Source organism: Syntrophorhabdaceae bacterium, from assembly GCA_028713955.1.
Classification (GTDB): Bacteria; Desulfobacterota; Syntrophorhabdia; order Syntrophorhabdales; family Syntrophorhabdaceae; genus UBA5609.
Genome location: JAQTNJ010000216.1, coordinates 1 through 5403, shown reverse-complemented (window position 1 = coordinate 5403; position 5403 = coordinate 1). Strand labels below are relative to the sequence as shown.

Annotated in this window: 5 protein-coding genes; 4 read left to right on the top strand and 1 reads right to left on the bottom strand. The window is 48.0% G+C overall.

The genetic code is table 11. The annotated features are described in order from the left end of the window. The coding region (locus tag PHU49_14100; GenBank protein MDD5245138.1) for an adenine deaminase C-terminal domain-containing protein at positions 1 to 1487 on the bottom strand (1487 nt) is incomplete at its 3' end. Positions 1488 to 1568: 81 nt separating this feature from the next. Between PHU49_14100 and PHU49_14095 the strand changes: the two genes are divergently transcribed. The 4 genes from PHU49_14095 to PHU49_14080 all read left to right on the top strand — a co-directional run. Beyond that, on the top strand, positions 1569 to 2879 hold the full coding sequence (locus tag PHU49_14095; GenBank protein ID MDD5245137.1) for an MFS transporter: 1311 nt from the start codon (positions 1569 to 1571) through the stop codon (positions 2877 to 2879). Positions 2880 to 2964: 85 nt separating this feature from the next. Continuing rightward, entirely contained in the window at positions 2965 to 4176 is a 1212-nt protein-coding gene (locus PHU49_14090) for a YhjD/YihY/BrkB family envelope integrity protein (protein ID MDD5245136.1), read from the top strand. Between the two features lie 169 nt (positions 4177 to 4345). Beyond that, positions 4346 to 4741 carry a PaaI family thioesterase gene (locus PHU49_14085; protein MDD5245135.1) on the top strand — a complete coding sequence of 132 codons (396 nt, stop codon included), beginning with the start codon at positions 4346 to 4348 and terminating at the stop codon, positions 4739 to 4741. Between the two features lie 144 nt (positions 4742 to 4885). Next, positions 4886 to 5403 (top strand): transglycosylase domain-containing protein (locus tag PHU49_14080; GenBank protein ID MDD5245134.1); only part of this gene is annotated, 518 nt, incomplete at its 3' end.

Sequence of the window (5403 nt, the reverse complement as noted above, 5' to 3'; positions counted from 1 at the left end):
ATGCCGCCCTGGATATCGATAATCCTGTTCGCGGCGAGTTCCATATCCTTTTCATTGCTCCCTATGACGAGTATATTGGCAGTATCCCAGATGAGGGTTGTGGCTATGGCGCCATTTTTGATGCCCGTTCCTTTAATAAAGCCGTTGCCACGTTGTTTCGAGTTTCTCCTGTTTATCACCGCAACAGGTATAATGTCATTCTCGAGGTCTTTCTCTAAGTAACCTCCATGGACTGAAGGCCTGTGCCTGATCTCCCTGGTAATGGTCTCATTTATGACCTCGATGACCCGTATCTCCGGGTGATTCGGGTCTGCCTTGATCTTAAAATCCTCTTCGACGCATTTTGCGGCCGATATTGTCTGCCTTGCACTGAGCGGATATTCGTAAGGTTTGATGTCTTTCAGGAATCTTCCGTCTCCAAAGACCATCTCCCCGTTGACCATGACCTTCTCTATCGCTATATCCTCTATATTTTTCAAAAAGAGGATATCGGCATATCGCAAAGGAGCTATCGCGCCGAGGTGGCGCAGGCCACAGTAGTCCGCGGGGTTGATCGTGGCCATTTTGATCGCGTCCATCGGAGTGAACCCGTATCGGATGGCATTTCGTACGACCGAGTCGAGATATCCCTCCTCGCAGAGCATGACGGGGTCGAAGGTATCCGAGACGAGCAGGATCCTCCGTTTGTCCACAGCGTGGTCTTTCAGTCCCGCAAGTTCGGGAAGTTCCCTTCGCACGAAGCCTTCCCTGATCATCACATAGATGCCGTATCTCAGCTTTTCGATGGCCTCGTCGACGTTCACCGATTCGTGACATGAGGTGATGCCGGTGAGCGTATACTCAACGAGCCTCTTTCCGCGGGCGCCCGCGGCATGACCGTCAAGCCTTTTGTTGAGCGACATCGCAAGCTCTACCTGTTTAAGAAACCTGTCGTCCCCATCGAGGGCCCTCATCCAGTAGGCCTCTCCTACGCCGACGAAGTCTTCACGTTTCAGGAGCTTTGAGAATTCTTTGAAGCTTATGCCAAGGGCGCCCTCCAGTTCGGGTAAGGGGGGCGTGTGCGGAGGGGCGACAAAGTAACACCGCAGAGGGTATCCTTTTGTACTCTCGATAAACACTTCCACACCCTCCATACCTGTCGCGCTGCTTACGGCGCCAATTTCAGTTATGACCGTCGTTGTCCCTCCCTTCACCGCGTAGGGGACAAGGGCATGGAATGAATTAGAGTTGTCCAGGTGGGTGTGGGAGTCGATGAAACCCGGGCAGAGGTACGATCCTTCCGCATCGATCACCGGCGCATTGCCGTAAGGGGAGCTGCCTTCATCTTTTTCAATGGATGCGATAAGGCCATGTTTGATCGCTATAAGCAGGTTCTCCTCGATGGCATTGGTAAAGACATTAACAATCCTGCCGTTGCGCACAACGCAATCAGGCGGGGTTATCCCCCTTACAACATTGAGTAAATCTTTTAGTATCTTTTTTTGCATGGCACGTCCTTATTTTTTTAAATTGTTTTATTTTACATGAAAGCGTATAGAATGTAAAATCTGAACTACGGTTGTTATCACATGAAAAAAGGATTGGAAAGGTTTCACAGATACCGCTGGTATATCTTCTCGATACTTGCCGCACAGTATCTCATCGTCTATTTTCAGAGGGTCGCACCGGCCGTCGTGGCGCAGGAATTGATCGATGCCTTCGAGATATCAGGTACAAGCCTCGGATTGCTTGCCTCTGCGTATTTTTATCCTTATGCCCTTACCCAGATACCGGTAGGTATCCTGTCTGATTCGTGGGGACCAAAGAAGACCCTTATCGTGTTTGGTTCCGTCGCATCCTTCGGGGCTGTCTTTTTCGGTCTTGCGCCGCGTTTTGAGTTTGCCTTTGCTGCAAGGGCCTTTGTGGGACTTGGTGTCTCGGCCGTATTTGTTTCGGCGATGAGGATATTCGCTGAGTGGTACAGGGGTATTGAGCTGGCGCGGATATCAGGCGCCTTTATGGCTATCGGAGGCCTGGGATGGTTCGCAGCAACAACGCCGCTTGCGCTTCTCTCCCAGGCATTTGGCTGGAGGATGTCCTTTATTGTGACAGGTACGGTATCCATTGTGTTCACCGTTATGACATGGCGTGTCGTTGAAGACAGGCCTGCGAAAAAAGGGCTGCCCGGTCTTGTTGAACATGCCGGCAATGGCATACCCGTGAAGAGGAACGTTCCAGGTGACCTGAAGGTCATCTTGCAGGATAGACATTTCTGGTCCATTGCCATATGGTTCATTGTAAGAGGCGGGGCGCTCTTCGGCTTCTTCGGGCTCTGGGCGGGACCCTATCTCATGGACGTCTATCAGTTGTCGAAAAGCTCTACGGGGAATATCCTCTCCATGGTCGCCTTCGCGATGATATTCTTAAGCCCGGTCATCGGGCATCTTTCAGATAAAACATTGACGAGCAGGAAAAAGGTTCTTGTGGGCACGTCGATACTCAACTCCATATGCTGGCTGATTATGCTGCTCTTTTATAAAACGCTGCCGGTCCCGGCATTATACGTGCTCTTTTTTCTGATGGGTGTAACGATCAGTTCAGTGGGCACCATAGCTATTATTGCAACAAAGGAGCTTTTCCCTGCCGAGATCTCAGGTACGTCTATGGGAACGATGAACATCTTCCCTTTTATCGGCGGGATCATCTTTCAACCCCTCATGGGGTATGTTCTCGACAGCGCAGGCAAGACACAGGGTATGTACCCGCCGTCCGCATACAGGATGATCATATGGCTTCTCTTTATTACCAGCCTCATTGCCCTCGTAAGCATCACGCGCTCAAGGGAAACGCTGAAGAAGCTGCCAGGTGAAAGGTGGAAGGTGAAAGGTGGAAGGATTTAAACATTTTCCGTTTCACTTTTAACGTTTCACGTTTTACTTTACAAATTTCCTGCATTGTTTCATCATATAGATCATCAACCTCTTTATGTACGATAAATTCATAAGAACAATAAGTTACTCCTTGCTCATTGTCAGGGAATCAATAAGATCCTTTCAGAAAAATAATAACCTCGATGAGGCTGCATCACTTGCCTATTATGGTTTTTTTGCATTTATCCCCCTTTTCTTCATTGCCATCTCTATTTTCAGCGTTGAGTTTACTTCATCGAAGACACTGGTCGTCGGTGTTGAAAAGATGGCCGGCAGGATCATCCCCCAGTTCGGCAAGGTACTCTTCGATGAGGCCTATTTTCTTGCGAAACATAGAAACGCAATAGGGATCTTTGGTTTTATCATGCTCTTCTGGGCTATCACGCCCCTTGTCAACGCAATACGAAGGGCATTTTCAGGGATCTTCAGGATAGAGAAACAGGTGCCTTTTCTGAGATCGATGACCATTGATGTCCTTGCCGCATCTGTCATAGTATTGCTTTTTGCCGCGATCCTCACCAGCGAACTATTTTTCGATGTCATGGCAGAGACCACCCTGAAGGGTGATACCTTTGCCCTCGCTGTCATCGATTATGTGGCCCCTCCCATTGTGACCTTTATGTCGATGCTCTTTTTTTATGCAATCTTTTCCCCTGTCAGATTAAGTGCAGGTTATCTTGTGATCGCTTCATTTTTTTCAGCAGTCTTCTGGACATTGATAAAAGAGATATTTTCGAGATTTCTCGTTATGAATCCCAATTATGGTTTTGCCTTCGGTTCTCTGAAAGCGATCTTTATCATAATACTCTGGTCCTACTTCTCTTTTCTGGTTATGCTTTTTGGCGCCGAGCTGCTGGCGAACATGAGAAACAAGGACCTCCTTCTTCTGAAAAATATCTTCCTTGATGTGCCCATCTCCAGAAAGGTGAAGAAAGGACTTCGTGAAAGGTTTGTGAAAACCTACGACAGCGATGAAGAGATCTTTCGTGACGGGGACCCGGCAGACAGCATGTTTTATGTCATTGCGGGATCAGTTGGCATCAACAGGGATCAGGGCGCCACGGGCATCGTGAAAGAGGGGGAATATTTCGGCGGGCTCTCCATGTTTCTCAACGAGCCGAGGACAGATACCGCGATTGCTCTCGATCCCGGAACGGAGGTTGTTGTCATATCGAAAGAAAACTTTCATGCCATTGTCAGAGAAAATCCAAATATCATTTTCAGCATCCTGAAGGACATGGCCGCCAGTTTAAAGATCGGGGGCTGACGAAACATCTGTTCAACGTTCTATGCCTGCCCTCGAATGACTCTATCGGGGGTTCAACGTTAAAACGAAGCAGGCGTGAGACAAAGGTTGTTTCGTTCCTCGCACCTCATTCCTTGTTTCTCTTGATAAAATGCACATTTTGGTATAGAAATGTAAACAGGCTCTGAATATGAAAGAGGAACTGCTACGCAAACTGGCAAAAGACACACCTTACTTTGAATATCTCGGTATTGAAGTCATTGAGATTAGCGAAGGGTATGCAAAGCTCCAGCTCTATTTTGAAGACCACCTGACGCATCCCTTTGGCTACTTTCACGGTGGGGCTCTTGCAAGCCTTGCGGATTCAGCAGGCGTCAATGCCGTATTGACCCTCCTGCGTGAAGATGAAAAGATCGCCACCCTTGAGATGAAGATAAATTATTTTGTGCCCGTCAAGGATATGGTTGTCTATGCCGAAGGCAGGGTCGTACACAAGGGAAAAAGATTTGCAGTGGCCGATGTGGACGTAAAAAACGTAAACGGTGAATTGGCTGCCAAGGCCATTGTAACCTGTGCGATCTCCTGACGTGTATAAGAATAATCCTGTTTTGTCCCATCGAAGACAGGGCTGAACAATTATCGTTTAAAAGCAGGGTTATGACATGATTAAAAAAAACTCGAAGACTCACCGTATCGGGAGTATGTGATGCGGAAAAAGCGCAGCAAAATTTTGAAAAAAAGACTCCCTTTCTACCTTATCGCGCTCGTTGTGTTGTCCTGTCTGATCCTCTCTGTAAGCTTTGTCGTGTATATCATGAACGACATACCGTCGGTTGCGGTCCTGAAGCATCTGGAGAACAAGCCGGTCAGCAGTGTATACGACAACAATGATCAGCTCATCTATCTCCTCGTACCGGACAACAGGATCTTTGTTGCCTATAATAAGATCCCGAAATATGTGAAGGATGCATTTCTTGCCGCCGAGGACGCCGATTTCTTCAAGCATGGCGCGGTAGATCCCCTCAGTATCGCAAGGGCGCTCTGGAAGAACATTCTCTACGGAAAGGTTGTGCAGGGCGGAAGCACAATAACGCAACAGGTGATCAAATCGCTCATGCTTAGCCCGGAAAAAAACATAACACGAAAGGTAAAGGAGGCGATCCTTTCCTATCGGTTGGAGAATTCGCTGACGAAAAAGGATATCCTCAATCTCTATCTCAATAATATTTACATGGGACACGGCGTATA